Below are 22,325 nucleotides of genomic sequence, written 5' to 3'. Positions count from 1 at the left end.
CTAGGGCTGGCCCGGAAGCAAGCGCACCATCAGGCCGTTGGCCTCGGCCAGCACGGCGTCGTCACCGTCGAGAAGCTCCGCGGAGACGAACGCCTTGCGGCCCTCGGTGCGGGTGACGCGGCCACGCACCAGCAACGGCGTGTCAATCGGCGTGACCTTGCGGTAGTCGACGTGCAGGAAGGCCGTGCGGCTGATCGGCCGGCCGGCGGCGTGCGAGACCATCCCGAACATGTGGTCGAACAGCAGCGGCAGCACGCCGCCGTGCACGGCGTGGTTGCCGCCGACGTGAAACCGGCTGAAATACCCGGTCATTTCGACACCATCGGGGGCGTAGCGCGTCAACGTCCACGGCGGCAGCAGCAGGCTGCCCATGCCGGGCGCGTCGGGCGTCCGCCCGGCCGGCGCCTTGCCCTCCTCCACCTGGAACGGGCCCAGCACCTCCACCAGCGCCACGGCGCGGTCGGCCGCGTCGTCCCAGACGTCGTCACCGGGGTCGGCGGACACCGCGAGGTCCTGCAGGCGGCGCATGGCCTCCACAAACCGGCCGAATCCGGGGCCGGGGCTGGCCGGGCCGTATTCCGGGAAACCGCCGTGGTGTTCGTACTCCGGGTCGAGTTCCTTCGGGTCCGGTTCCGTCACGGGCGGGCCGCCAGGACGTCGCGGCGCACGATCGTCTCATCGCGCCCGGGTCCGACGCCGATGCACGAAACATGTGCTCCCGCAAGCTCTTCCAGGCGCAGCACGTAATCACGCGCCTTGGCGGGCAGGTCGTCGAACTCCCGCGCGTCCGAGATGTCCTCCCACCAACCGGGCAGCTCCTCGTAGATCGGTTCGGCGCGGGCGAGGTCGCTCTGGGTCATCGGCATGTCATTGATGCTCGCCCCGTCGATCCGGTAGCCGACGCACACCGGCACCGTTTCCAGGCTGGACAGCACGTCGAGCTTGGTCAGGAAGAAGTCGGTGATGCCGTTGACCCGGGTGGCGTAGCGGGCGATCACGGCGTCGAACCAGCCGCAGCGCCGGCGCCGGCCCGTGGTGACGCCGAATTCGCCGCCGGTCTTGGACAGGTACTCGCCCTTCTCGTCGAACAGCTCGGTGGGGAACGGGCCGGAGCCGACGCGGGTGGTGTAGGCCTTGAGGATCCCGAGCACGGCGGTGATCCGGGTCGGCCCGATCCCGGAGCCGACGGCCGCGCCGCCCGCTGTCGGGTTCGACGACGTGACGTAGGGATAGGTGCCGTGGTCGACGTCGAGCAGGGTGCCCTGCGAGCCCTCCAGCAGGACCGTTTCACCGTCTTCGAGCGCGGTGTTGAGCAGCCGCCGGGTGTCGGCGATGCGGTGCCGGAACCCCTCGGCCTGCTCCAGCAGGGCGTCGACCACCTGGTGCGGGTCGAGCGCCTTGCGGTTGTAGATCTTGACCAGGATCTGGTTCTTGAGCTCCAGCGCCCCCTCGATCTTGTGGGTCAGCGCGTCGGGGTCGAGCACGTCGGCGACCCGGATCCCCTGCCGGGCGATCTTGTCCTGGTAGCACGGGCCGATGCCGCGGCCGGTGGTGCCGATCTTCTTGTTGCCCATGTAGCGCTCGGTGACCTTGTCGATGGCCACGTGGTAGGGCAACAGCAGGTGGGCGTCGGCGGAGATCAGCAGCCGGGAGGTGTCGACGCCGCGGTCCTCGAGGCCTTTCAGCTCGTCGAGCAGCACACCGGGATCGACCACCACGCCGTTGCCGATGACGTTGGTGACCCCGGGCGTCAGCACGCCCGACGGGATCAGGTGCAGGGCGAAGTGTTCGCCGGTGGGCAGGACGACGGTGTGCCCGGCATTGTTGCCACCCTGATAGCGCACCACCCACTGCACGCGGCCGCCGAGCAGGTCAGTGGCCTTACCTTTGCCCTCGTCGCCCCATTGGGCGCCGATCAGGACGATTGCCGGCATGACGTTGCTCCAACCTGATCTCGCCTGCTTATTGTGGTCCAGCCGGTGACACACCCTATCTCAGGAGCTTTCAGGCGACGCATGAATAACGTGGGGGTGTTGGTCTTCGGCGGGCGGCGGGTGCCGCGCGCGCTGGCCGGCCTGCCGGTCCATGCGTCCGACGTCGACGCCGCGGTCGGGCCATACCGGCGGCTGGTGGTCGTCGGCGCCGACGCCGACCTGGCCGCGGTGCTGACCGGGTTGCTGCGCGCCGAGCGGCTCGACGTCGAGGTGGCCTACGTGCCGCCCCGCCGCACCCCGGCCACCCGGGCCTACCGGGTCCCGGCCGGTCGTCGCGCGGCGCGGCGCGCCCGGCGCGGCACCGCCCGGCGGGTGACCCTGATCCGCGACGAGACCGGGTCGGTGATCGTGGGCCGGGCGCGCTGGCTGCCGTCCGACGGCCGGGCGACCGTCCACGGCGAGGCCGTCGTCGACGACACCACGCTGTTCAACGGCGAGGTCGCCGCCGTGCGGATCGAGCCGACGCAGGCCATGCCGGGCCTGCGGGCCCGCGTGACCCGCCGGTGGGTGGCCGGCCGCGCGGCGCAGCTGGGCAGCACCGGCGTCACCGTCGAGCGGGACGGCGTCGCGGCGCCGCGCGTGGCGCGCCGGTCGACGTTCTATCGCAATGTCGAGGGCTGGCTGCTGGTCCGGTAATTTCGAGCGGTGAGCTTCCCCGCCCGCCAACACGAATCGGTGCGGCCCAGCCCGCTCTTCCTCGCCCTGGTCGCGGTGACGGCGGCCGGCGGCGTGCTGGCCTGGCTGGCCGGATCGAGCGTGCGGCCGCTGTCCTATGCCGGCGTCTTCATCTTCGTGATCGCCGGCTGGCTGGTGTCGCTGTGCCTGCACGAATTCGGGCACGCCGTGACCGCCTGGCGATTCGGCGATCACGACGTCGCGGTGCGCGGGTATCTGACCCTGGACCCGCGGCGCTACAGCCACCCCGCGCTCTCGCTGCTGCTGCCGGTGGTGGTCATCCTGCTCGGCGGGATCGGCCTGCCCGGGGCCGCGGTGTACGTGCGGACGTGGTTCATGACGCCGGTCCGCCGGACCATGGTCAGCCTGGCGGGTCCGGCGGCCAACCTCGTGCTGGCGGTGCTGCTGCTGGCGCTGACCCGGTTCTTTTACGACCCGGACCACGCGGTGCTGTGGTCGGGGGTGGCGTTCCTCGGGTTCCTCCAGCTGACCGCGCTATTGCTGAACCTGCTGCCGATCCCGGGCCTGGACGGCTACGACGCCCTGGAGCCGCACCTGAGCCCCGAGACGCAGCGCGCGCTGGCGCCCGCCAAGCAGTGGGGCTTCTTCATCCTGCTGTTCCTGATCCTGGCGGCCAGCCAGTGGTTCTTCGCGCTCGTGCTCTATCTGTTCGACTTCTCCGGGGTGCCGCACGTGCTGGTGGCCTGGGGCAACTCGCTGACCCGCTTCTGGAGCGCCTGGTTCTGACCCTTGCGATATATGCGTCGTTACGCATATATTGCTGGCTATGGGCGCCGGTCACAACCACACCCCCGCCGAGGGCGACTCGTCGCGGATGATCCCCCGCATGATCGCCGCGGCGGCGATCCTGGCGGTGTTCTTCGTCGTGGAGCTCACGACCTCGCTGCTGATCAACTCGATCGCGCTGCTGGCCGACGCCGGACACATGCTGACCGACGTCGTCGCGGTGTTCATGGGACTGGCCGCCGTCACGCTGGCGAAGCGCGGCAGCTCGTCGCCCGCGCGCACCTACGGCTGGCATCGCGCCGAGGTGTTCACCGCCGTCGCCAACGCCGGGCTGCTGATCGGGGTGGCCCTGTTCATCCTGTGGGAGGCGACCCAGCGGCTCAAGGAGACCCCGTCGATTCCGGGCGTGCCGATGATCGTCGTCGCCCTGCTCGGCCTGCTGGCCAACCTCGGGGTCGCGCTGCTGCTGCGGGCGCACGCGGAGGGCAGCCTGGCCGTCAAGGGCGCCTACATGGAGGTGGTCGCCGACAGCGTCGGCAGCCTGGGCGTGCTGATCGCCGGCATCGTCACCGTGACGACGCGCTGGCCGTACGCCGACGTCGTGGTCGCGGTGCTGGTCGCGCTGTGGGTGGCGCCCCGGGCCATCTCGCTGGCCCGCGACGCGCTGCGCATCCTGTCCGAGGCCTCGCCGGCCCACATCGACGTGGAGGAGCTGCGCGGCGCGCTGGGCGCCGTCGTCGGCGTCACCGAAGTGCACGACCTGCACGTGTGGACGCTCTCGCCCGGCAAGGACATGTGCACAGCGCACCTCACCAGCGACGGCGACTCCGCCCGGGTGCTGGCCGACGCGCGGGCGGTGCTGGCCGCGCGGGGGCTGGACCACGCCACCGTCCAGATCGAGCCGCCGGACCGGCCCGGCGACTGCACGGACAGCTTTTAAAGACCGAGCGCCTGGCGCGCCGCGGGGTCGCAGTCGTCGAGCAGGTCCAGGCAGCGCAGGTATTCGTCGGTCTCGCCGATGGTGTCGGCCGCCTTCGCCAGCGCCGCCACGCAACGCAGGAAGCCGCGGTTGGGCTCGTGCGCGTACGGCACCGGGCCGAAGCCCTTCCAGCCGTTTCGCCGCAGCTGGTCCAGGCCACGGTGGTAGCCGGTGCGCGCGTACGCGTAGGCGGTGACGGCCTTGTCCTCGGCCAGCGCCCCTTCGGCGAGCGCGGCCCAGGCGACCGACGCCGACGGGTGCGCGGCCGCGACCGCGGTCGGGTTCTCGTTGGCCAGTAGCTCCGCCTCGGCGTCGCTATCGGCGGGCAGCAGGATCGGATCGGGTCCGAGGAGATCTCCCATCGACGTCATGGCGTCTATTTTGCCGTTCCCCCGCGGCGGGTCGCTAAGCTCCCTCTATGCCCAATCCGCCCGAACCCGAAGGGGCAGCCGAGGACCAGCCGCTGGTGCCCGTCGACCCCGAGACCGAGACCGTGGTGATCAACAAGGGCGATCAGGACAGCGAGGCCGCGGACGGCCAGCAGCGAGAGCGTCGGTTCACCGCACCCGGCTTCGACGCGAAGGAAACCCAGGTCATCGCCACTACCCCGGAGCCGGCCACCGAGGTCTTCGCGTCGCCGCCACCCGCCGAAGGCGCGACGACACAGCTGGGCACTCCCCCGAAAGCTGCTGTGCCGCAATCGATTCCGCCCCGGCTGGGGGCGAAACTGCGCACCACCCGGCAGTTCAACTGGGGCTGGGTGCTGGCGCTGGTGGTGATCGTGCTGGCGCTGGCGGCGATCGCGATCCTGGGCACCGTGCTGCTGACCCGCGGCAAACACACGAAAGTGTCTGAGGAAGACCAGGTTCGGCACACCATCCAGCAGTACGACGTCGCGGTGCAGCGGGGCGACCTGACCGCGCTGCGCACCGTGACATGCGGGACCGTCCGCGACGGATACGTGGACTACGACGAGCACGCGTGGCAGGAAACCTATCAGCGGGTCTCGGCGGCCAAGCAGTATCCGGTGATCGCCAGCATCGACCAGGTCGTCGTCAACGGCCAGCACGCCGAGGCGAACATCACCACGTTCATGGCGTACGACCCGTCGCTGCGTTCCACGCGCAGCCTCGACCTGCAGTACCGCGACGATCAGTGGAAGATCTGCCAGTCCCCCAGCGGCTAACTGTTCATCGCGAGCAGACGCAGAATCGCATGTTTGGTAGCCGAAACGTGCGATTCTGCGTCTGCTCGGCGATATCAGCCCAGGGACTTCCCGGCGCAGTGCAGGTCGTTGCAGGCCTCGACGACCCGCTCGCTCATGCCGGCCTCGGCCTTTTTGAGGTAGCTGCGCGGGTCGTAGACCTTCTTGACGCCGACCTCGCCGTCGACCTTGAGCACGCCGTCGTAGTTGGCGAACATGTGCCCGGCGATCGGGCGGGTGAACGCGTACTGGGTGTCGGTGTCGACGTTCATCTTCACCACGCCGTAGCGCAGCGCCTCCTCGATCTCCGACTTCAGCGACCCCGAGCCGCCGTGGAAGACGAAGTCGAACGGCTTGGCGTCGGCGGCCAGGCCCAGTTTGGCCGCCGCGACCTGCTGCCCCAGCGCCAGCACGTCGGGGCGCAGCTTGACGTTGCCGGGCTTGTACACGCCGTGCACGTTGCCGAACGTCGCGGCCAGCAGGTACTTGCCGTGCTCGCCGTGGCCGAGCGCCTCGACCGTCCGCTCGAAATCCTCGGGCGTGGAGTAGAGCTTGTCGTTGATCTCGTGGGCGACGCCGTCCTCCTCGCCGCCTACCACGCCGATCTCGACCTCGAGGATGATCTTGGCGGCCGCGGCCTCCTTGAGCAGCTCCTGCGCGATGGCGAGGTTCTCCTCGACCGGCACCGCCGAGCCGTCCCACATGTGCGACTGGAACAGCGGGTCCTGCCCGGACGCCACCCGTTCGGCGGAGATCGCCAGCAGCGGCCGCACGTAGCTGTCCAGCTTGTCCTTGGGGCAGTGGTCGGTGTGCAGGGCGACGTGGATCGGGTATCGGGCCGCGATGCTGCGGGTGAACTCGGCCAGCGCGACGGCGCCGGCCACCATGTCCTTGACCCCCAGGCCGGACGCGAACTCCGCACCGCCCGTGGAGAACTGGATGATGCCGTCGCTGCCGGCGTCGGCGAAGCCCTTGATCGCGGCGTTCACCGTCTCCGACGACGTGCAGTTGATGGCCGGGAAGGCGTACGCGTTCTCCTTGGCGCGTCCCAGCATCTCGGCGTAGACCTCGGGCGTGGCGATGGGCATGGGATCCTCCTGGCGGCTGGGTCCGTCCAGTATCGCAAGACCGGTATGTTGAAGCATCGTGAGCACCGTGGTGACGGCCCTGCCGAACATCCTCGACCCGATGTACTGGCTGGGCTCGGGCGGCGTCTTCGGCAAAGCGGTGCTGCCCGGGATCCTGGTCATCGTCTTCATCGAGACGGGGCTGCTGTTTCCGCTGTTGCCGGGCGAATCGCTGCTGTTCACCGGCGGGCTGCTGACCGCGCACCCGAACCCACCGACGAGCATCTGGGTGCTGGCGCCGTCCGTCGCGGTTGTCGCGGTGCTGGGCGATCAATGCGGATACTTCATCGGGCGGCGGATCGGGCCGGCGCTGTTCAAGAAGGAAGATTCCCGGTTCTTCAAGAAGCACTACGTGACGGAGTCGCACGCGTTCTTCGAGAAGTACGGGCCCTGGGCGGTCATCCTCGCCCGCTTCGCGCCGTTCGTGCGCACGTTCGTCCCCGTGATCGCCGGGGTGTCGTACATGCGCTACCCGGTGTTCCTGGGATTCGACATCGTGGGCGGCATCACCTGGGGCGGCGGCGTGACGCTGGCGGGCTACTTCCTGGGCACCGTGCCGTTCGTGCACCAGAACCTGGAAAAGATCATCCTGGGCATCCTGTTCGTCTCGCTGATCCCCGCGTTCATCGCCGCCTGGCGCGGCTACCGGGGGCGCCGTCGCGCTCCCCGCGTGGACTCAGGAGACGCGGCTTCTGCGGTAGGCAACGAAAGCGTCTAGCAGGTCCGGCCGGTCGATCGAACTCTGCTGCACGGCCTGGTCCGGCGCGGCCCCCAGCAGGATCCGCTTGATCGGGATCTCCAGCCGCTTGCCGGTCAGGGTCCGCGGTATGCCCGGCACGTCCAGGATGTCGTCCGGCACGTGGCGCGGCGACGCGTGCTGACGGATCTCCGCGGCGATCCTCGACCGCAGCGGCTCGTCGAGCTCGACGCCGTCGGCCAGGGAAACGAACAGCGGCATCCAGTAGCCGCCGTCGTCCTGTTCGACGCCGACCACGAGGCAGTCATGCACCTCGGGCATGCGCTCGACCGCCGTGTAGATCTCGGCGCTGCCCATCCGCACGCCCATCCGGTTCAACGTCGCGTCCGAACGGCCGTGCACCACAACGGATCCCCGCTCGGTGATGGTGATCCAGTCGCCGTGGCACCACACCCCGGGGTACTTGTCGAAGTAGGCGGCGCGGTAGCGGCTGCCGTCGTCGTCGTTCCAGAAGAACACGGGCATGGACGGCATCGGCTCGGTCACCACCAGCTCGCCCTCCTCGCCAATGACGGGGCGCCCCTGGCCATTCCACGCCTCGATGGCCACGCCGAGGCAGACGCATGACAGCTCACCGGCCACCACGGGCACGATCGAGCAGCCGCCGATGAAGGCCGTGCACACGTCGGTGCCGCCGCTCATAGAGATCACCGGAAGGGGGCGGCCGAGCCCCTCCTGCACCCAGCGGAATCCGGACGCCGGCAGCGGGGAACCGGTGGATCCCACGGCGCGCACCCCGTCCAGCGCGTACGTCTCGCCCGGCTTCAATTCCTGCTTGGCGCAAGCCAATAGGTAGCCCGCGCCGGCGCCGAGGAACGTGACGCCGGTGTCGGCGGCGACCCGCCAGAGGCCATCGGTGCCGGGATGCGTCGGGCTGCCGTCGTAGAGCACGATGGTCGTGTCGACCAGCAGCCCGGACACCAGGAAGTTCCACATCATCCAGCTGGTCGACGAGTACCACAGGAAACGGTCGTCGGGGTGCAAATCCAGTTGCAGCGTAAGGTATTTCAGGTGCTCGAGCAGCACGCCGCCGTGGCCGTGCACGATGCCCTTCGGTTTGCCTGTCGTTCCCGACGAGAACATCACCCACAGCGGGTGCGCGAACGGGACCGGCGTGATCTCCAGAGGGGCATCGTCGGCGACCGCCGCGGTCCAGGGCACGGCGTCGTCGTCGATCTCGAGCCCGAGCCGCGGCACCACCACGGTGGCCTTCAGCGTCGGCATGGCGGCCCGGATCGTGGCGAGCTCGGCGCGCCGGTCGATGCGCTTGCCGCCGTACACCGACCCGTCGGTGGCCACCAGCACGGTGGGCTCGACCTGACCCAGCCGGGCGATTACGCCGTCGACGGCCACGTCCTGGTTGCACACCGCCCAGATGGCGCCGACGCTGGCCGCGGCCAGGGCGGCGACGACGGCCTCGGCGACGTTGGGCAGGTAGCCGACGACGGCGCCGCCGGGCTTGACGCCGAGGTTGCGCAGGTAGGCCGCGAACGCCGCCGTCTCCCGCTGCAGCCGCGCCCAGGACCATTCGGTCGAGCCGTCCTCGCCGACGACGATGAGGGCCGGGCGCGCGTCGGTGGCGTGCCGGAACACCTCGGTGGCGTAATTGACCGTGGCGCCGGGAAACCACTCGGCGCCCGGCATGGAACGGTTGCCCAGCACCGCGGTCGGGGGGCTGTCCGCCTGGATGTCGAAGTAATTCCAGACCGCGTCCCAGAACCATTCGATGTCGTCGACCGAGTTGCGCAGGAGCTCGTGGTAATCGCCGTACTCGCCGCGACCGGTCTCGGCGAGCCAGGCCATGAAGCGGGTGAGGTTGGCCTCGGCAAGCGTTGCCTCGTCCGGGGTCCAGTCGCCGCTGAGTTTGCTCATGACTCGCTCACGGCGGTGACGTTACATGCGGCCTCCATCAGCATCCAGCCCGATAGCTGAACGGACATATCCCGCTCGGCGATCTCGGAGGCGTTGACGGCGCCCTCGACGAATTGCGCCTGTTCGCCGCCCGGCTCGGGCAGCTCGGCGTCGCGATCCCAGAACGCGCCGAACAGCGGCAGCCCCTCCACCGTTTGCCGGTAGTCCCAGGCCGATTTCGCCGACGACAGCACGATGGTGCGCGCGGCGTCGCGGGCCATGGCGTCGTCCGCGGAGTCGCCGGGCAGCGTGGTGGCGACCAGCGCGAGGTATCGGGCGGTGATCCCGGCGAACAGGCCGCCGTCGCCGCCGCCGGCGCCCCGCAGCACACCCGAGGGCGCCATGTGTTCGCCGACCGCCGCGACCAGCCGATGCACCCGCGCCTGGTGGCGGGCCCTGGCTTCCGCGCCGGTGCGCGCGGCCAGCTCGGTCTCCAGGCCCAGCACCACGCCCTGGCAATAGGTGTACTGGGCACGGACCAGCGAGCCGTCCTTGATGCCGTCGAACACCAGGTGCGTCTCGGGGTCGATCAGGGTGCGGTCGATCCAGTCGCCCATCTGCTCGGCCCGCTGCAGGTGGTCGCCGTAGCGGGCGAGGAAGATGCCCGCCGGGCCGTTGGCCGGGGCGTTGAAGAACTTGTCCTGCTTGCGCCACGGGATGCCGCCGCCCTGCTCGGGTGCCCACGCCCGGACGAACTGGTCGGCCAGCTTGGGCAGCGCGCGATGGCGCTCGACGCCGGCGATCCGGGCGGCCCGTTCTAGCGCCAGCGCCAGCCAGGCCATGTCGTCGTAGTAGCTGTTGGTCCACCGCAGGTTGTTGCGCAGCCGATGCGAGCGGACCTGGCGATTGATCATGGTGCGCCGGTGCGGTTGCGGGTCGCGCAGCTGCGCGTCGACCAGGCAGTCCAGCAGGTGCGCCTGCCACCAGTAGTGCCAGGTGCCGAACAGGCGGTCGGGCCGGGCCGCCGGCCAGGCCACCACCCCCAGCTGGGTTCCCGGCAGCGCCCACAACCGTTTCAGGTGGCGTTGCGCGACAGCGGCTTCGGAGCTGGCAGCCCGGTTGGCCCATAGCTGATCCATACCTGTCGATCCTGCCCTAGCGGCGCGGCGGAGGATGCTGGAGCCCATGCGAAGACTGACGGTCAATGGGCGGCGCCACGAGGTCGACGCCGAGGACGACATACCGCTGCTGTACGTGCTGCGTAACCACCTGGGTTTGAAGGGGACGCGGTTCGGCTGCGGGGTGGGGTTGTGCGGCGCGTGCTTCGTCCTGGCCGACGGCCGTCCGATCTACTCGTGCGACACCCCGCTGTGGTCGGTGGGCGACCGGTCGATCCGCACGGTCGAGGGGCTCGGCGACGACGGCGAGCCGCACCCGGTTTCGCGCGCCCTGATCGCGCGGCAGGCGGCGCAGTGCGGGTATTGCATGTCGGGCATCGTGGTGGCGGCAGCGGCGCTGTTGGCCGAGCACCCCGACCCGACGGAGGCCGAGGTGCGCGCGGCGCTGGACCCCAACCTGTGCCGCTGCGGCTCGCACAACCGGGTGGTGGCGGCGGTGCTGAGCGCCGGGGCCGAGCTGCGGGGGTCTTTGGATGGGTGACCTGCCGGAGTCGTTGGCGGCCAATCCCGTTCTGGGCGAATGGGTTCGGATCGGCCCGGACGGCGTCGTGGAGGTGCGCTCGGGCAAGGTCGAGCTGGGTCAGGGCGTGCTGACTGCGCTGGCGCAGATCGCCGCCGAGGAACTCGACATCGACGTCGCCCGCGTGCGGATGACCGCCGCGGCCACCGACCGCAGCCCGGACGAGGGCTTTACCGCCGGCAGCCGCTCGATCCAGCAGTCGGGCGCGGCGCTGCGCCAGGCGTGCGCCGAGGCGCGGGCGATCTATGTCGAAGCCGCGGCCGCCAAGCTCGCCGTGGCGCCCGACGAGCTGGACGTCGCCGACGGCGAGATCACCGGCCCGCACGGGGTGGCCACGAATTACTGGGAGCTGGCCGACGATTCGCTGCTGGACCGGGAGGCCACCGGTGCGGCGGCGCCCAAGCCGGAATCGGCCTACACGGTCGTCGGCACCGACGTCGCGCGCCTCGACCTGCCGGACAAGCTGACCGGGCGGCCGCGCTACCTGCACGACCTGGTTTTGGACGGGCAGCTGTACGGCCGGGTGGTGCGCCCGCCGTCGCGCGGGGCGACGCTGCGCGATCTTGACGCCGGCCCCACCCTGGCGCTGCCGGGTGTGATCACCGTCGTGCGGGACGGCGAGTTCCTCGGCGTGGTGGCCGAACGGGAGGAGGTCGCGGTGCGCGCCGCCGAGCGGCTGCGCGGCGACGCCACGTGGGATCGACGGGCGACGCTGCCCGACGAGAACGACCTGCCATCGTTCCTGGTGTCGGCGGCGGCCGAGACGTCGGTGCTCGCGTCGAAAGATGCTGGGGCGCCGGTCGGTTCGGCGCGATCGCACTCGGCGCGGTACCACCGTCCGTACCTGGCGCACGCCTCCATCGGCCCGTCGGCCGCGGCGGCGCTGTGGTACCCGGACGGCCGGCTGGAGGTCTGGTCGCACAGCCAGGGCGTGCACGTGCTGCGGCGGGAATTGGCGTCCGCGCTTGGCCTTTCGGTCGACCGGGTGGTTGTGCGCCACGTCGAGGGGGCCGGGTGCTACGGGCACAACGGCGCCGACGACGCCGCCATGGACGCCGCGCTGCTGGCCCGGGCGGTGCCCGGACGCCCGGTGCACGTGGTCTGGTCGCGCGCCGACGAATTGGCCTGGGCGCCTTTCGGTCCCGCGGCCGTCGTCGAGATCGCCGCCGACTGCGGCGACGACGGCGGCGTGGTGGACTGGCGCCACGAGATCTGGAGCGGCAGCTACATGGGCCGTCCCGGCACGGCGCCGACGCCGGCGTTGCTGGCGGCGAGCGAGCGCGCCGGTGGCGAGCCGATCCGCGCCGGCGGCGAGCCGCCGGTCGAGTGGGGCGGCGGCACCGGGCGTAACTCGGTGCCGGGCTACGACTTTCCGTCCTACCGGGTGATCAACCACCTGCTGACCGAGATGCCGCTGCGCACCTCGGCGCTGCGCTCGCTGGGCGCGTTCGTCAATGTCTTTGCCGCGGAGTCGTTCATGGACGAGCTGGCCGTGGCCGCGGGCCGGGATCCCGTCGAGTTCCGGTTGGCGCACCTGTCGGATCCGCGCGGGCGGGCGGTGCTGCGGGCCGCGGCTTTGCGGGGCCGGGTGGGAATCGTGGGCGCCGCGGGAGGCCGTCGGTCGCGGCATCGGCTATGCACGGTACAAGAATTCGGCCGCCTACTGCGCGGTGGTGGCCGAGGTCGAGGCGGTCGAGGAGGTCCGGGTGCGCCGACTGGTGATCGCGGTGGACGCCGGGCTGATCATCAACCCGGACGGCGCGGCCAACCAGATCGAGGGCGGCGCGATCCAGGCCACCAGCTGGACGCTCAAGGAGCGGGTGCGGTTCGACGAGTTCAACGTCACCAGCGACACCTGGGAGACCTACCCCATCCTGCGGTTCTCCGAGGTGCCCGCGGTCGACGTCGAATTAGTTGCGGGACAGGGTAACCCGCCGCTGGGCATCGGCGAGTGCGCCCAGGGCCCAACGGCCGGGGCGATCGCCAACGCGGTTTACGACGCGCTCGGCGTGCGGGTGCGCTCGCTGCCGCTGACCGCCGAACAGCTCATCGCCGCGATGCCGGGCTAGCGAGGGCGAGCAGGAATTCGCGCAACCCGGTCAGCGAGTGCGCCGGCAGGAACAGGTCGCAATAGGGCAGTGCCGCGGCCATCGACCCGGCCAGCGGCTGGAAATCGCCGTGCGCCGCACGGGGATTGAGCCACACCAGCGTCGCGGCCCGGCGGCGCAACCTGGCCATCGCGTGGGCGAGCACCTCGGGCGGGTCGGCGTCCCAGCCGTCGGAGGCGATGATCACCACCGCGCCGCGCAGCGCGTTGCCGTGGGGCGGCGCCAGCAGGGCGCCCAGGCTACGGCCGATGAACGTGCCGCCGTAGCGATCGGTGACCTTCGCGTTGGCCTTCTGCAACGCCACCTCGGCCGAGCGGTGCGAGAGCACCGCCGTAAGCCGGGTCAGCGACGTCGAGAACGCGAACACCTCGGGGCGGATGCGCGCCTGGCGCAGCGCGGCCGCACGCATCAAATGCAGGTAGACCGCGGCGTACGGCTGCATCGAGCGACTCACGTCGCAGACCAGGACGACCCGCCGGGGCCGCCGGCGGGGCCGCGTCCGCGCCAGTATCACGGATTCCCAGCCGGTTTCGCGCGACGCGTTCATGGTGGCCCGCAGGTCGATCCGCTTGCCGCCCGCGCTGGCTTCGAAGCGCATGCTGCGGCGCCGCGGCCAGCGCGCGACCGTCGCCTCCAGCCAGGAGCCGAGCAGGCGAAGGTCTTGCGCGTCGAAACGCTCGAACGGTTCGTCGGCGCGCGCGGCGATGCGGCTGGGCAGGAGATCCGGCAGGAGGACGCTGGCGGCTCCGCCGTCGTCGCCGGCCATCGTCCTTGCGGCCCACGGCAATCCGTGGGCGCCGCCACCCGATCGGCTTCCCGTCGGCTGCAGCGTGCCGGCCCCGGGTGCCTTCGGCCCGGGGAGGGGCAGGACCGATTCGGGGCCCGCCGCGGCTTCGGGGCGGGCGGCGCCGAACACCTCCTCGAACACGGCGTCGAAGGCGACCAGGTCTTCCATCCGGTTGACCAGCGTCAGCCTGGCCGCCCAGTACAGCGCCGACGTGGTGTCCGGCACCAACCGGCGCAGCGCCTGCACAAAGTCGGCCGGCCCGTTGGCCGACACCAGCACCCCCGCGCCGCGCAGGCGCGCCACCAGCGCGGCGGCGAACGCCGCGAGGTCGACGCCCCGCAACAGCAGTGGGGTGCTCACGAGCCGCTAGCCCCGGCGGCGCAGCACCCAGATCAGCACCAGCACGGCCAGCACGACGGCCGCCGCGGCGCCGTACTTCTTGAGCTGGTCGCCACCGGCGAGATCGAGCAGGTCGATGGGCTCGGGCTCGGCGGCCGCGTGGCGCGGCGCGGGTGCGGGTTCGGCCGCGGCGGCGCCGTTGACGCTCGCCGGGGCCGGGGCGTTCTTCGCGGCCAGTTCGGCCTCTAGCGATTCCACGAACTGGCCCAGCAGCTTCTCCGAAACCTGCTGCAGCATGCCGCTGCCGAACTGGGCCAGCTTGCCGACGATCTTGAGATCGGTGTCGACGGTGACGCTGGTCCGGCCCCCGTCCTCGTGCAGCTGGGCGGTGACCGTGGCGGCGGCGTTGCCGGTGCCGCGCGCTTCCTTGCCCTTGCCGTCGATGACCGCGCGGTGCGCGTCGCGGTCCAGCTCGACGAAGCGCACCTTGCCGCTGAACTCGCTGGTGACCGGGCCGACCTTGACCTTGACCTTGCCCAGGTAGTCCTCGCCCTCGTGGCCGGTCAGCTGCGCGCCCGGCATCAGCGGGATCACCTGTTCCAGGTCGCACAGCACGTCCCAGGCCTGCTCGATGGGCGCACTGACGGTGAACTGGTTGGCGATCTTCATGCGGTGGGTCCTCTCAGGTGCGGCTGTATTCGGCGAACGCGTCGCGAATCAGAGTACGGTCGTCCGGTGTCTTGGCCAGCGCCCCCAGGCTGACCGCGGCCACCTCGTCGACCAGGTCGGCCACGCCCAGGGACACCAGGGCGGCGACCCAGTCGATGGTCTCGGCCACACCGGGCGGCTTGTCCAGGTCGAGTTCGCGGGTGCGCCCGACGAACTGCGTCGCGTGCTCGATCAGCGGCGCGGTCGCCCCGGGCACCGTCCGCCGGACGATGGCGGCGGCCCGGGCCGGCTCCGGGTAGTCGATCCAGTGGTACAGGCAGCGGCGGCGCAGCGCGTCGTGCAGGTCGCGGCTGCGGTTGGAGGTCAGCACCGCGATCGGCGGGCGCTCGGCAACGAAGGTGCCCAGCTCGGGGACCGTGACCGCCGATTCGCCGAGGAACTCCAGCAGCAGAGCCTCGAATTCGTCGTCGGCGCGGTCGATTTCGTCGATGAGCAGCACCGGCGGCGTCGGGCCGCGGTGCCGCACGCACCGCAGGATGGGCCGATCGACCAAGTAGGTTTCGGTGTAGAGGTCGGCTTCTTCGATGCCCCTGCCGCTGGCCTCGGCCAGCCGGATGGACAGCAGCTGGCGTTGGTAGTTCCAGTCGTACAGCGCCTCGCTGGCGGTCAAGCCCTCGTAGCACTGCAGCCGGATCAGCGTGGTATTCAGCACCGCCGCAAGGGTTTTCGCCGCGGTGGTCTTGCCGACGCCCGGTTCGCCCTCCAGCAGCAGCGGGCGGCCGAGCGTGGTCGCCAGGTAGATCGCCGACGCCGTTCCTGTGTCGAGCAGGTAGTCGTGCGCGTCGAAGCGGGCGACGACGTCGTCGACATCGGTGAACGTCATGACTGCACCAGCCGGCGGTAGTCGTCCCACGTGTCGACGTCGAGCGGGATCGGACCCGCTATCGCCAGCTCGCGCACCTGGTACCGACCCGACTCCACCAGCTTCCACACCGCCTTGTCGCCGTGCAGTTCGCGGAGTTCGCCGAACATGCTGCGGCCCAACCAGAACGGGTGACCGATGCCGTCGTCGTACCGGCACACCGCGATATCGGCCGCCGCACCGTCGGTGGCGAGGCGCCGCAGCTTCGCCGGATCGATCCCGGGCTGATCGCCGAGCATCAGCACGATGCCGTCGGCCCGCGGGTCAACCCGGTCCAGCGCGGCCCGCAGCGAGGCCGCACACCCGGTCCCGAAGTCGTCGACCGTCACCACGTCGGCCCCCTCCAGGGAGACCGCGGCGCGCACCTGTCGGGCGGCGCCGCCGAGCGTGACGACGAGCTGGTCGAACCCGGCGCCGCGGGCCGCCCGCAGGGTGGCACCCAAAAGGGTCGTATCCCGGTATGGCAGTAGCTGTTTGGGTGTACCGAGCCGGCGTGAACTGCCGGCCGCCAGCACGACACCGGTGACGGTCATGCGCCGGCGTTGCCGGCGGCGAACGCCGCGCGGCAGCCCGGGCCGCAGAACCAGTAATCCGCGCCGGCCACCCACAGGTGCTCGGTGTCGGGCCCGATGGTCACCGACATGCCGCACACCGGATCGACCGCCTCGGCCGGGCGGTCCGGCACGGTTGCGCGGCGCAGGCCGCCGCGGATCCCGGCGATGAGTTCGGCCGCGATCGAGACGGCGATCTCGGCGGGGGTCTTGGCGCCGATGGCCAGCCCGACCGGGGTGTGCACCCGCGCCCGCTCCTCCGGGGAGAGGTCGAGGGAGTCCAGCATCGCGGCGCCGCGAACCTTGCTGGCCACCAGGCCGATGTACCCGACGCCGTGATCCAGTGCGGCACGGATGGTTTCGGCTTCCGGCCCGCCGTGGCTGGCGATCACCACGGCGGTGGCTGTTTCCCCCGAGGCGAGGTCGCCATCGCGGCGGGCGTCGTAACCGAGCATGGCGCATACCTGGGCCAGCGCGTCGGCGATCGGCGTGGCGCCGTAGACCTGGATCAGCGGGGCCGGCAGCTGCGGTGTCAGGAAGATCTCCAGCGACCCGCCGGACAGGCACGGGTTGACGACGACGCACGCGCCGGGCGCCTCGGGGAAGTGCACGTCGCCGTCGGGAAGCACCCGCAGCAACACGCTCTCGCCGGCCTGCAGCGCACCCATCGCCGCCTTGCGAACGGAATTCTGGGCGCACTGGCCGCCGACGAAGCCCTCGATCGTGCCGTCCGCCAACAGGATTGCCTCGTCCCCCGGGTACGAGGACGTGGGCGGTTGGGCACGCACGACCGTCGCGTGCACGAACGGTGTCCGTGCCGCCAACAGCTGCCGCGCCCGCTCGCTGATGGTCATCAAATTGGGGGCCTCGCTCTGCCCTGCATCGCCTCCCACACCCGGGACGGCGTCAGCGGCATGTCGGCATGCCGAACCCCGAACGGCGCCAGCGCATCCACCACCGCGTTCACCACGGCCGGGGGCGATCCGACGGTGGCCGACTCGCCGATGCCCTTCGCGCCGATCGGGTGGTGCGGCGACGGCGTCACCGTGAAACCGGTCTCCAGGTGCGGCACCTCGACCGCGGTCGGGATCAGGTAGTCCATCAGCGACCCGCCGAGGCAGTTGCCCTCGTCGTCGAACGCGATCATCTCCATCAACGCCATGCCGATGCCGTCGACGATGCCGCCGTGCACCTGGCCCTCGATGATCATCGGGTTGATGCGGGTGCCGCAGTCGTCCACCGCGAGGAAGCGGCGCACCTTGACCACCGCGGTGCCCGGATCCACGTCCACCACACAGAAATACGCGCCGTAGGGATACGTGAGGTTCGACGGGTTGTAGCAGACCTCGGCGTCCAGGCCACCCTCGATGCCGTCGGGCAGGTCGCCGGCCCCGTGCGCGCGCATGGCGATGTCCTGGATGGTCACCGCCGCCGACGGGTCGCCCTTGACGTGGAACGAGCCCTTCTCCCACTCCAAGTCGGCGACCGAAACCTCGAGCATGCCCGACGCGATGATCTTCGCCTTGTCGCGCACCTTGCGCGCCACCAGCGCCGCCGCCCCGCCCGACACCGGCGTCGACCGGCTGCCGTAGGTGCCGAGCCCAAACGGGGTCTGATCGGTGTCGCCGTGCACCACCTCGATGTCGTCGGGCGGGATGCCGAGCTCCTCGGCGACGATCTGCGCGAACGTCGTCTCGTGGCCCTGCCCCTGGCTCTGAACCGAGAGCCGCACAACGGCCTTGCCGGTCGGGTGCACGCGCAGCTCGCACCCGTCGGCCATGCCCAGGCCAAGGATGTCCATGTCCTTGCGCGGTCCGGCGCCGACGGCCTCGGTGAAGAACGCCATCCCGATGCCCATCAGCTCGCCGCGCGCCCGGCGCTCCCGCTGTTCGGCGCGCAGCGCGTCGTAGCCGATCATGTCCATGGCCTTGCGCATGGTGGCCTCGTAGTCGCCCGAGTCGTACGTCCACCCGGTCTTGCTCTGGTACGGAAACTGCTCGGGCCGCAACAGGTTTCGCAGCCGCAGCTCGGCCGGGTCCATCTTGAGCTCGAACGCCAGGCAGTCGACGAGTCGTTCGACGAAGTAGACCGCCTCGGTGATCCGGAACGAGCACGCGTAGGCCACCCCGCCGGGTGCCTTGTTCGTGTACACCGCGGTCATGTGGCAGTAGGCGGCCTCCAGGTCGTAGCTGCCGGTGAACACCCCGAAGAAGCCGGCCGGGTATTTCGTCGGCGCGGCCTGGCCGTTGAACGCGCCGTGGTCGGCCAGCACGTTGGACCGGATCGCCAGGATCTTGCCGTCGCTCGTGGCGGCGATCTCGCCGACCATGATGTAGTCGCGGGCGAAGCTGGTGGACGTCAGGTTCTCGCTGCGGTCCTCCATCCACTTCACCGGCTTGCCCAGCAACAGCGAGCCGACGATCGCGCACACGTAGCCGGGATAGATCGGCACCTTGTTGCCGAAGCCGCCGCCGATGTCGGGCGAGATCACCCGGATCTTGTGTTCGGGCAGGCCGGCGACCAACGCGTACAGCGTGCGGTGCGCATGCGGCGCCTGCGAGGTGGTCCACAGCGTCAGCTTGCCGGTCACCGGGTCCAAATCGGCCACCGCGCCGCAGGTTTCCATCGGCGCGGGGTGCACCCGCGGGTAGACGATCTCCTGCTTGACGACGACGTCGGCCGTCGCGAACGCCGCGTCCGTGGCGGCGGCGTCGCCGGTCTCCCAGTCGAAGATGTGGTTGTCTTTTTTGTTCTCGAGGTCGGTGCGGATGACGGGCGCCGACGGGTCGAGCGCCTTACGCACGTCGACGACGGGGTCCAGCGGGTCGTAGTCGACGTCGATCAGCTCCAGCGCGTCGCGGGCCGAGTACCGGTCCTCGGCGACGACGAACGCCACCTCCTGGCCCTGGAAGCGCACCTTGTCGGTGGCCAGGACGGCCTGCACGTCGTTGGACAGCGTCGGCATCCAGGCCAGGCCCTTCTCGGCCAGGTCCGCGCCCGTCACCACCGCCTTGACCTTCGGATGTGCTTGCGCCGCAGTGGTATCGATGCCGGCGATGCGGGCGTGCGCGTACGGCGAGCGCAGGATCGCCAGGTGCAGCATGCCGGGCAGCGCGACGTCGTCGACGTAGGTGCCGCGGCCGCGGATGAAGCGCGGATCTTCCTTGCGCAGCATCCGGCCGTGGCCGCACGGCTTTTGGTCGTTGTCAGCGGTGTCTTCGGGTGAGGGCGGGCGCGATTCGATGGTGGTCATGACTGTGCCTCCACGTCAACTTTGCGGCGTGCCTCCGCCGAAGCCCATTGGATCGAGCGCACGATCGTCGTGTATCCGGTGCAGCGGCAGATCTGCCCGGAGATCGCCTCCCGGATGGTCTCCTCGTCGGGGTTGGGATCGCGGTCCAGCAGGGCGCGGGCCGTAATCATCATTCCCGGTGTGCAGAATCCGCATTGCAGCCCGTGGCAGCGCATGAAGCCTTCCTGGATCGGGTCCAGAGCTCCGGCTAGCCCTGCTAGTCCCTCTACGGTCCGCACGCTGTGACCGGACGCCATCACGGCCAGCATCGTGCAGGACTTCACCGGGACGCCGTCCACGTCGACCACGCACGTCCCGCAGTTGCTGGTGTCGCAGCCCCAGTGGGTTCCGGTGAGCCGCAACTGATCCCGCAGGAAGTGCACCAGCAGCGTCCGGGGTTCGACCTCGGCGGTCACCTGCTCGCCGTTGACGGTCATGTTCACCTGCATGGTCAATTCCCTCCTGCGCGAACACGTTCGGCGGCGGTGCGCAATGTGCGGATGGTCAGCTCGGAGGCCAGGTGCCGCTTGTAGTCGGCGGTGCCGCGGACGTCGGTCACCGGCTCGCACGCCGCCGCAGCGCGGCGGCCCGCCTCGGCGAACGCCTCCTCGGTGGCCGGCCGGCCGACCAGCGCCGCCGCCAGCTCGGCCAGCGCGCCCGGGTCGGGGTTAACCGCGGTCAGGCCCACCCGCGCGGCGGCGATCGAGCCGTCGTCAAGGGTGACGGCCGCGCCCGCTGCGGTGACGGCCCAGTCGCCCACGCGCCGTTCCACTTTCGCGTATGCGCTGGACGTCTTGTGCCGCACGGGGATTCGGACCTCGATCAGGATCTCGTTCGGCGCGACCGCCGTCTCGTACGGGCCGACGATGAAGTCGTCCATCGCGATCTCGCGTTCCCCCGACGGTCCACGCACCAGGCACACCGCGCCCAGCACGGTGCACACAGTCGAGAGATCCTCGGCCGGATCCGCCTGGCACAGCGAGCCGCCGAGGGTGCCGCGGTTGCGGACCACCGGGTCGGCGATCACGCGTTCGGCGTCGCGGAAGATCGGGCACACGCCGGCCAGGGTGTCGGACTCCAGGATCTCGCGGTGGCGGGTCATGGCGCCGACGCGCACCAGGGTCGGATCGGTGATCACGTAGCCGAGCTCGGGCGCCAGGTCGTTGATGTCGACGAGGTACTCGGGGTTGGCGATGCGCAGCTTCATCATCGGCAGCAGGCTGTGCCCGCCGGCGATCACGCGTGCGCCCTCCCCCAATCGGTCCAGCAGTCCGACGGCGTGGTCGACGCTGGTCGCGCGTTCGTATTCGAAGGGCCCAGGTACTTGCATGGGAGCAGTGTGGGCCGCGTCACACTGGGGCGTCAATGGCGAGTTAAGTGATCGCTGAACTCGCCCGCTACCTGCGGCTCCGGGGCGTCGTGGTGGATCCGTCCGCCGGTCTCGGTCAGCGGGCGGCCCCCGCCGCCCCAGCGCTTGGCGATGATGTCGGCGGCGATCGACACCGCCGTCTCCTCGGGGGTGCGGGCGCCGAGGTCCAGCCCGATGGGGCTGGACAACCGGGCGAGCTCGGCGTCGGTCAGCCCCGCGGCCCGCAGCCGGTTCATCCGGTCGTCGTGGGTGCGGCGCGACCCCATCGCGCCCACGTAGCCGACCTGGGGTAGCCGCAGCGCCACCTCGAGCACCGGGACGTCGAATTTCGGGTCGTGGGTGAGCACGCAGATCACCGTGCTGCCGTCGATGGCGCCCGCCTCCGCCTGGGCGGCGAGGTAGCGGTGGGGCCAATCGACGACGACCTGGTCGGCGGTCGGGAAGCGCACGGGCGTGGCGAACAGCTCGCGGGCGTCGCACACGGTGACGCGGTAGCCGAGGAACGATCCCTGTTGCGCCAGGGCCGCGGCGAAGTCGATGGCGCCGAACACCAGCATCCGCGGGCGCGGCGCGTAGCAGGCGACGAACACCTCCATGCCCTCCCCGCGCCGTTGCCCGTCGGGCCCGTACTTGAGGACGTCGCTGCGGCCCACCGCCAGCAGGCCGCGCGCGTCGTCGGCCACCGCGCCGTCGGCGCGCGGCGACCCCAGCGAACCGCCGACCGCGTCGGGCCGCACCACGACCCGCCGCCCGACCCATTGCGCGTCGGGGTGCGCGATGACGGTCGCGACCGCCACCGGGCGGTGCTCGCCGATGTCGTCGGCCACCGCGCCGAGTTCGGGGAACGTCGATCGCGACACCGGCTCCACGAAGACGTCGATGATGCCGCCGCACGTCAGCCCTACCGCGAACGCGTCGTCGTCGCTGACCCCGTAGCGCTCCAGCCGCGGCGTCCCGGACTCGGCGACCTCGCCGGCCAGTTCGTAGACGGCGCCCTCCACGCAGCCGCCGGACACCGACCCCGTCACCGAACCGTCCGGCGCCACCACCATCGAGGCGCCCGGCGGGCGCGGTGCCGACCGGAAGGTGCGCACCACCGTGCCCAGCCCCGCGGTATCGCCGGCGCGCCAGATCGCCATCAGCTCGGCAAGGACGTCACGCACCCTCTTAAAGTAAAGCGTGTCGACCAACTCGTGTTGGGCAATCGGCACTGCCCTTCCCGGGCGTCGTCATCAGGGCTGGTTTCGCCGACACAC

Annotated in this window: 22 protein-coding genes and 2 pseudogenes; 9 read left to right on the top strand and 15 right to left on the bottom strand. The window is 70.8% G+C overall.

The window, feature by feature from the left end; all coding sequences use genetic code 11:
• The gene (locus tag AC5Y7V_RS04235) at positions 1-639 is read right to left on the bottom strand and encodes a PaaI family thioesterase (protein ID WP_499878768.1); all 639 of its coding nucleotides are present in this window, start codon (positions 637-639) and stop codon (positions 1-3) included.
• A complete protein-coding gene (locus AC5Y7V_RS04230; RefSeq protein ID WP_499878767.1) occupies positions 636-1,934 on the bottom strand; it encodes an adenylosuccinate synthase in 1,299 nt (432 codons plus the stop codon). The genes AC5Y7V_RS04235 and AC5Y7V_RS04230 overlap by 4 nt, the downstream gene beginning before the upstream one ends.
• An 81-nt stretch (positions 1,935-2,015) precedes the next feature.
• Here AC5Y7V_RS04230 and AC5Y7V_RS04225 point away from each other — a divergent pair, with 81 nt between their 5' ends.
• The 3 genes from AC5Y7V_RS04225 to AC5Y7V_RS04215 are packed head-to-tail and all read left to right on the top strand — an operon-like array spanning position 2,016 to position 4,356.
• On the top strand, positions 2,016-2,630 hold the full coding sequence (locus tag AC5Y7V_RS04225) for a peptidase M50 (RefSeq protein WP_499878766.1): 615 nt from the start codon (positions 2,016-2,018) through the stop codon (positions 2,628-2,630).
• 9 nt (positions 2,631-2,639) lie between these two features.
• A complete protein-coding gene (locus AC5Y7V_RS04220; RefSeq protein ID WP_499878765.1) occupies positions 2,640-3,416 on the top strand; it encodes a site-2 protease family protein in 777 nt (258 codons plus the stop codon).
• A gap of 40 nt (positions 3,417-3,456) precedes the next feature.
• A complete protein-coding gene (locus tag AC5Y7V_RS04215) occupies positions 3,457-4,356 on the top strand; it encodes a cation diffusion facilitator family transporter (protein ID WP_499878764.1) in 900 nt (299 codons plus the stop codon).
• Here AC5Y7V_RS04215 and AC5Y7V_RS04210 read toward each other — a convergent pair.
• Positions 4,353-4,766 (bottom strand): DUF3151 domain-containing protein, encoded by a 414-nt coding sequence (locus AC5Y7V_RS04210; protein WP_499878763.1) that lies wholly within the window; start codon positions 4,764-4,766, stop codon positions 4,353-4,355. The genes AC5Y7V_RS04215 and AC5Y7V_RS04210 overlap by 4 nt on opposite strands.
• A gap of 47 nt (positions 4,767-4,813) precedes the next feature.
• Between AC5Y7V_RS04210 and AC5Y7V_RS04205 the strand changes: the two genes are divergently transcribed.
• On the top strand, positions 4,814-5,581 hold the full coding sequence (locus AC5Y7V_RS04205) for an Rv0361 family membrane protein (protein WP_499878762.1): 768 nt from the start codon (positions 4,814-4,816) through the stop codon (positions 5,579-5,581).
• 74 nt (positions 5,582-5,655) lie between these two features.
• Here the strand turns inward: AC5Y7V_RS04205 and fbaA are convergent, their stop codons facing one another.
• A complete protein-coding gene (fbaA, locus tag AC5Y7V_RS04200) occupies positions 5,656-6,687 on the bottom strand; it encodes a class II fructose-bisphosphate aldolase (protein WP_499878761.1) in 1,032 nt (343 codons plus the stop codon).
• Positions 6,688-6,745: 58 nt separating this feature from the next.
• Here fbaA and AC5Y7V_RS04195 point away from each other — a divergent pair, with 58 nt between their 5' ends.
• Positions 6,746-7,444, top strand: a complete 699-nt coding sequence (locus AC5Y7V_RS04195; protein WP_499878760.1) for a DedA family protein — start codon at positions 6,746-6,748, stop codon at positions 7,442-7,444.
• On the opposite strand, the gene AC5Y7V_RS04190 is transcribed toward AC5Y7V_RS04195, so the two are convergent.
• Together AC5Y7V_RS04190 and AC5Y7V_RS04185 are read right to left on the bottom strand one after the other, a co-directional pair.
• A complete protein-coding gene (locus AC5Y7V_RS04190; protein ID WP_499878759.1) occupies positions 7,403-9,355 on the bottom strand; it encodes an acetoacetate--CoA ligase in 1,953 nt (650 codons plus the stop codon). The two genes, AC5Y7V_RS04195 and AC5Y7V_RS04190, sit on opposite strands and share 42 nt — an antisense overlap.
• Complete coding sequence (locus AC5Y7V_RS04185; RefSeq protein ID WP_499878758.1) at positions 9,352-10,473, bottom strand: glycoside hydrolase family 76 protein; 1,122 nt, start codon at positions 10,471-10,473, stop codon at positions 9,352-9,354. Before AC5Y7V_RS04185 ends, AC5Y7V_RS04190 begins: the two co-directional genes overlap by 4 nt.
• 46 nt (positions 10,474-10,519) lie before the next feature.
• Here AC5Y7V_RS04185 and AC5Y7V_RS04180 point away from each other — a divergent pair, with 46 nt between their 5' ends.
• The 4 genes and pseudogenes from AC5Y7V_RS04180 (at position 10,520) to AC5Y7V_RS04165 (ending at position 13,101) form a co-directional block, all read left to right on the top strand.
• Positions 10,520-10,993, top strand: a complete 474-nt coding sequence (locus tag AC5Y7V_RS04180; RefSeq protein ID WP_499878757.1) for a (2Fe-2S)-binding protein — start codon at positions 10,520-10,522, stop codon at positions 10,991-10,993.
• Positions 10,986-12,239 (top strand): annotated as a pseudogene (locus tag AC5Y7V_RS04175) (molybdopterin cofactor-binding domain-containing protein); the annotation flags it as partial. The gene AC5Y7V_RS04180 and the pseudogene AC5Y7V_RS04175, both read left to right, overlap by 8 nt.
• A 247-nt stretch (positions 12,240-12,486) precedes the next feature.
• A pseudogene (locus tag AC5Y7V_RS04170) lies at positions 12,487-12,867 on the top strand (molybdopterin cofactor-binding domain-containing protein); the annotation flags it as partial.
• Between the two features lie 54 nt (positions 12,868-12,921).
• Entirely contained in the window at positions 12,922-13,101 is a 180-nt protein-coding gene (locus tag AC5Y7V_RS04165; RefSeq protein ID WP_499878933.1) for a hypothetical protein, read from the top strand.
• Here the strand turns inward: AC5Y7V_RS04165 and AC5Y7V_RS04160 are convergent.
• The 9 genes from AC5Y7V_RS04160 to AC5Y7V_RS04120 are packed head-to-tail and all read right to left on the bottom strand — an operon-like array spanning position 13,079 to position 22,232.
• A complete protein-coding gene (locus AC5Y7V_RS04160) occupies positions 13,079-14,287 on the bottom strand; it encodes a vWA domain-containing protein (RefSeq protein ID WP_499878756.1) in 1,209 nt (402 codons plus the stop codon). The genes AC5Y7V_RS04165 and AC5Y7V_RS04160 overlap by 23 nt on opposite strands.
• 6 nt (positions 14,288-14,293) lie before the next feature.
• Positions 14,294-14,935 (bottom strand): SRPBCC family protein, encoded by a 642-nt coding sequence (locus AC5Y7V_RS04155; RefSeq protein ID WP_499878755.1) that lies wholly within the window; start codon positions 14,933-14,935, stop codon positions 14,294-14,296.
• A 13-nt stretch (positions 14,936-14,948) separates the two neighbouring features.
• Positions 14,949-15,818 carry an AAA family ATPase gene (locus AC5Y7V_RS04150; protein ID WP_499878754.1) on the bottom strand — a complete coding sequence of 290 codons (870 nt, stop codon included), beginning with the start codon at positions 15,816-15,818 and terminating at the stop codon, positions 14,949-14,951.
• Positions 15,815-16,390: a nucleotidyltransferase family protein gene (locus tag AC5Y7V_RS04145; RefSeq protein WP_499878753.1), complete on the bottom strand. Its 576-nt coding sequence runs from the start codon at positions 16,388-16,390 to the stop codon at positions 15,815-15,817. Before AC5Y7V_RS04145 ends, AC5Y7V_RS04150 begins: the two co-directional genes overlap by 4 nt.
• Positions 16,387-17,262 carry an XdhC family protein gene (locus AC5Y7V_RS04140; protein ID WP_499878752.1) on the bottom strand — a complete coding sequence of 292 codons (876 nt, stop codon included), beginning with the start codon at positions 17,260-17,262 and terminating at the stop codon, positions 16,387-16,389. The genes AC5Y7V_RS04145 and AC5Y7V_RS04140 overlap by 4 nt, the downstream gene beginning before the upstream one ends.
• Positions 17,262-19,661: an aerobic carbon-monoxide dehydrogenase large subunit gene (locus AC5Y7V_RS04135; protein ID WP_499878751.1), complete on the bottom strand. Its 2,400-nt coding sequence runs from the start codon at positions 19,659-19,661 to the stop codon at positions 17,262-17,264. Before AC5Y7V_RS04135 ends, AC5Y7V_RS04140 begins: the two co-directional genes overlap by 1 nt.
• Entirely contained in the window at positions 19,658-20,149 is a 492-nt protein-coding gene (locus AC5Y7V_RS04130; RefSeq protein WP_499878750.1) for a (2Fe-2S)-binding protein, read from the bottom strand. Before AC5Y7V_RS04130 ends, AC5Y7V_RS04135 begins: the two co-directional genes overlap by 4 nt.
• A gap of 2 nt (positions 20,150-20,151) precedes the next feature.
• On the bottom strand, positions 20,152-21,030 hold the full coding sequence (locus AC5Y7V_RS04125; protein ID WP_499878749.1) for an FAD binding domain-containing protein: 879 nt from the start codon (positions 21,028-21,030) through the stop codon (positions 20,152-20,154).
• 32 nt (positions 21,031-21,062) lie between these two features.
• Complete coding sequence (locus AC5Y7V_RS04120; protein WP_499878748.1) at positions 21,063-22,232, bottom strand: XdhC family protein; 1,170 nt, start codon at positions 22,230-22,232, stop codon at positions 21,063-21,065.
• Positions 22,233-22,325 lie beyond the last annotated feature (93 nt).

This window comes from Mycobacterium sp. NGS34 (assembly GCF_059812845.1).
Note: the sequence above shows the minus strand (reverse complement) of the source record. Positions and strands in the feature narration are given on the sequence as shown.